This is a genomic window from Streptomyces sp. MS191, assembly GCF_008042125.1.
Lineage (GTDB): Bacteria > Actinomycetota > Actinomycetes > Streptomycetales > Streptomycetaceae > Streptomyces.
In genome coordinates, this window is record NZ_RDBI01000040.1 from 1,574,253 (window position 1) to 1,578,666 (window position 4,414).

At 74.1% G+C, this 4,414-nt stretch carries 4 protein-coding genes; 1 reads left to right on the forward strand and 3 read right to left on the reverse strand.

Going from position 1 to position 4,414, the window contains the following annotated elements; translation table 11 throughout:
• Positions 1-189 (reverse strand): hypothetical protein (locus EAO71_RS38220; RefSeq protein ID WP_222723555.1); only part of this gene is annotated, 189 nt, incomplete at its 3' end.
• A gap of 215 nt (positions 190-404) precedes the next feature.
• On the opposite strand from EAO71_RS38220, the gene EAO71_RS14180 reads away from it, so the two are divergent.
• Positions 405-1,115 (forward strand): helix-turn-helix transcriptional regulator, encoded by a 711-nt coding sequence (locus EAO71_RS14180; RefSeq protein WP_147978069.1) that lies wholly within the window; start codon positions 405-407, stop codon positions 1,113-1,115.
• Positions 1,116-1,133: 18 nt separating this feature from the next.
• Here the strand turns inward: EAO71_RS14180 and EAO71_RS14185 are convergent, their stop codons facing one another.
• Positions 1,134-1,991 carry an ABC transporter permease gene (locus tag EAO71_RS14185; protein ID WP_147978070.1) on the reverse strand — a complete coding sequence of 286 codons (858 nt, stop codon included), beginning with the start codon at positions 1,989-1,991 and terminating at the stop codon, positions 1,134-1,136.
• Positions 1,988-4,414: ATP-binding cassette domain-containing protein (locus EAO71_RS14190; protein ID WP_147979288.1), on the reverse strand; the 2,427-nt coding region annotated here is incomplete at its 5' end. The genes EAO71_RS14190 and EAO71_RS14185, both read right to left, overlap by 4 nt.

Consider the following 4,414-nt stretch of genomic DNA (forward strand, 5'->3'; position numbering starts at 1 on the left):
GCGGGAGCGCTGTTCGCCCTCGGGCGTGTCGGCGRCCGTCCTGGCGCCTCCGTCGGGGACGGCGGGCGCCCGGTTTCCGCCCTCCCGGGTGGAGCTCCGGTCCGCGGAGGTACCGCCTCCGCACCCGGTCGACACCAGTGCGACGAGCACCAGTCCGGCGGCCAGCCGCATCCGTCGACGCTGCTTCATGTCATCTCCCCCTCTGTCGCGTGCACTTGTGAATGTGACGTGCGAGAGGCCCCGGAGGAGCAGACGAAGGGGTTGCGGATGGATCTCGATGCGGCAACGGCGGACGGGGCGGACGGCCGTGGCATGGATTCGCCATCCTCCTCAACAGGGGTTGTCACGGTGTGGAGTCGCATGCGTACATGGAGTGGCACATCGATCGGCGGGGGTGGTCAGCGGTGGCAGAACGCGTGGGCTCCGTGACTCTGGCCCGTTCGGCGGTGAGCCGGGGCGCGCCGGAGGCGCAGCGTCCGCCGGGCCGTCCGGTCCGCGGCGCACGGCGCGTCAGCGCGGCACTGGCGGCGTTGGCCGCCTCGACCCGGCACGAGCTGCTGACCTTCGACGACCCGACCACCTCCGCCGGCCGTGCGATCCCCGAGCCGTTCCTGGAGTTGGCGGGAGCGTGCATGCGGGCCGCGACGGAGCGGGCGTGCGAGGTCAGACGGATCGTGCCCCGGCACGCCCTGTCCCAGGTGGCGGGGCTGGAGCGGGTCCCGGGCCGGGCACGGCTCACGGACACGATCCCCTTCAAGCTGATCGTGGTCGACCGGACGGTGGCGGCGGTCCCGCTCGATCTGGAGCTGCTCTACAACGGGCTGCTGCTGATCCGTGATCCGGTCGTCGTGCAGGCCCTGGTCCGTGCCCACCGGGCCAGTTGGGACGCGGGCGAGGAGCTGACGAGCGCCGTCGCCCCGACGGGCGAGCTGTCCCCGCAGCTCCGCCCGGTCCTGGAGGCGCTGCTCGCCGGGCTCACGGACGAGACGGCCGCCGCCCGTCTCGGGATGTCGGGCCGCACGTACAGCCGCCGGGTGGGCGAGCTGATGGCGGCCCTGGGAACGACGAGCCGCTTCCGCGCGGGTGCGGAAGCGGCTCGAAGGGGGTGGTTGTGACGGTCCTGTCCGGAAGGTCTACGACACGATGTCCTTGCGGGCGAATCCCCGGAAGGCGAGCGCGAAGAGGATCAGCGCGTAGGTCACCGAGATCGCCGCCCCCTTCGCCATGCCGCCCCACTCCAGCTGGGGCTGGAGCGCGTCCGCCCAGGCGAACTGCCAGTGGGCGGGCAGGAAGTCGCGCCAGTCGCCGAGCGCGGTCACCGCGTCCAGGACGTTGCCGACGATCGTCAGGCCGACGGCGCCGCCGACCGCGCCGAGCGGGGCGTCGGTCCGGGTGGAGAGCCAGAACGCCAGTCCGGCGGTGACCAGTTGGGAGACGAAGATGAACGCGACCGCGAGGGCGAGCCGGGGCAGCGAGTCCCCCGCAGGCAGGGACCCGCCGGTGGGCAGGCGCAGCGGCCCCCAGCCGTAGGCGACCGTGCCGGCGGCCAGTGCGACCAGCGGCAGCAGGACCATCGCCGCGGCGCTGAACCCGAGGGCCACGGTGAGCTTGGACCACAGCAGCCGGGCCCGGGGCACGGGTGCGGCCAGGAGGTAGCGCAGCGAGGACCAGCCCGCCTCGGAGGCCACGGTGTCCCCGCAGAACAGCGCCACCGGGATCACGAGGAGGAAGCCTGCCGAGACGAAGAGGCAGGTGGCGGCGAAGTTCGCGGCGGACTCGGTCGCCGTGTCCATCAGCGTGATCCGGCCGTTGCCGTTGCCGTCCGGACCGCCGCCGATCGCGAAGGCGATGATCAGGACGAAGGGCAGGGCGGCGAGCACCGCCCCCATGACGAGGGTGCGGCGGCGCTTGAGCTGCCGGACGGCCTCGACACGCAGGGGCAGGGTGTGCCGGGCGCGGTAGCCCGGCGCGGTCTCCAGCAGTGTGCTCATGCCGAGCCTCCCGAGATGAGGGTGAGGAACGCGTCCTCCAGGCGCCGGTGCGGTCCCACACCGGTCACGGGCACGTCGAGGCGGACGAGTTCCCCGATCAGGGCCGTCGCGTCCGCCCCGTCGAGGCGGACGAGGACTCCGCCGGCGGAGCGCTCCGCGCCGCCGATCCCGGGCAGGGCCCCGATCTTCTCGACGAGCGGGTCGGGGACGGTGTCGCCGAGGGTCACCAGCAGGACGTCGCCCGCGCCGGTGATCTCCGCGACGGGTCCGGCCTGCACCAGCTGTCCGCGGTCCATGACCACGAGGTGGGTGCAGGACTGCTCGACCTCGGCGAGCAGGTGGCTGGAGACGATGACGGTCCGGCCGCCGGCCGCGTAGCGGATCATCACGTCCCGCATCTCGCGGATCTGGGGCGGGTCGAGTCCGTTCGTCGGTTCGTCGAGGATCAGCAGGTCCGGCAGGCCGAGCATGGCCTGGGCGATCGCGAGCCGCTGCCGCATGCCCTGGGAGTAGGTCCGCACGGCGCGCTGCAGGGCGCCGCCCAGGTTCGCGATGCGCAGGGCCTCGTCCAGGTGGGCGTCCTCGGCGGGACGGCCGGTGGCCTTCCAGTACAGCTCCAGGTTCTCCCGGCCGGACAGGTGGGGCAGGAATCCCGCGCCCTCGACGAAGGCGCCGACCCGGGACAGGACCGGGGCACCGGGCCGGATTGCCTGGCCGAAGACCCGGATCTCGCCCTCGTCGGGCGTGATCAGTCCCATCAGCATCCGCAGGGTGGTGGTCTTTCCGGCGCCGTTGGGCCCGAGCAGCCCGAGGACCTGGCCCTGTTCGACGCGGAAGGAGAGGTCCCGCACGCTGTAGCGGTCGCCGCCCGCATACTTCTTGCTCAGTCCGGTGATCTGCAGCGGTACGGACAGGAGCTCGGGGTCCGGGGCGGGTGCGGTGGTCCGGCGGCGGGCCGTGATCAGCAGGGCGGCGGCGATCACGGCGCCGGCGAGCGGCAGGCCCCAGACCCACCAGGGCAGTCCGGCCGCCTGCGTCGTCACGGCGGGCGCGGTCGGTACGGTCAGCCCGCTCTCGACCGCGACCGTGTACGTGGCGGGGGCGGCCGGGGAGGCGTAGCCGAGGTCGGTGGCCGAGAGCACCAGCCGCAGCCGGTGCCCGGCCTCGACCTCGTGGTCGACGGCCGGCAGCGTCAGCGCGACGGTCCTGCCCCGCCGGGCGTCCTCGACCCGTACGGGCGCGACGAGCTGGGCGGGCAGCACCTGCTGCTGCCCGTCGGGGCCGACGTCGTACACCTTGGTGAAGAGGACGGCGGAGCCGTCCGCGCTGTCGGAGGTGACCTTCACGCGGACCGTGGGTGAGCCGGTGATCCGCAGCGGGCCGGACTGCGGCTTCGTCTCGAACGCGGCGTACTGGCCGGGGAAGTCCAGGGCGAGCCCGACGCCGAGGGAGGACAGCTGGGAGAGTCCGCCGCCGAGGCCGGGGACGGCCGAGACGGCGGGCGGGGCCGCGCCGGCCGGGTTTCGGAAGGACTGCGGCCGGCCGGCGTCGAGGGCGAGGGTGCGTCCGCCCGCCGAGAGACCCGGGTAGCGGTCGCCGGTCGCGCCGCGCAGCGTGGCCCGGCCGTCGGTGGAGTCGACTCCCCCGGTACGGCTGACGCGGAAGGCCGGACCGGTGTCGGCGCTCGTGTCGCCCTTCAGATGGCGGTCGAACCAGGCGGTGACCCGGGCCTGGACCCGGTCGCTCTCGCGGTTGCCGCCGTCGTGGCCGCCCGCGATCCAGTCGACGGCGACAGGGACGCCGCCCGCGGCGATCGTCCGGGCCATGGCGTCGGCGTGGGACAGCGGGAAGAGGGAGTCGGTCTGCCCCTGCACGATGAGCGTGGGCACCTTGATGCGGTCCCCGACGGCGGAGGGGCTGCGGGCTTCGAGGAGGGCGCGGGCGGCGGGGTCGGGCTTCCCCGCGACGGCGACGCGCTCGTACAGGGCGCAGAGTTCGGGGGTGAACCGTCCGCAGTCGCTCGCGGCGGGGCCCGCCGCTCCGTCGGTCCCGCCGGGCCGCTGACCGCCGGGCGGCCGGACGGCCGTCGCGGGGCCGCCGGTCGCGGAGCCCGTGGTGAAGAAGATCCCGGCCCAGAGCTTCTTGAAGACACCGTCCGGGAAGAGCGCGTCGGCCAGGTTCCAGTACGTCATCTGGGGCGCGATCGCGTCGACCCGCGGGTCGTACCCGGCGGCGAGCAGCGAGATCGCGCCGCCGTAGGAGACGCCGGTGACGCCGACCCGCGGATCGCCGTCCTTGTCCAGCCGCACCTCGGGCCGGCGCGCGAGCCAGTCGACGAGCTTGCGGACGTCCTCGACCTCGTGCGCGGGATCGTTGAGCCCGATCCGTCCGGTGGAGGCACCGAAGCCGCGCGCGGACCAGGT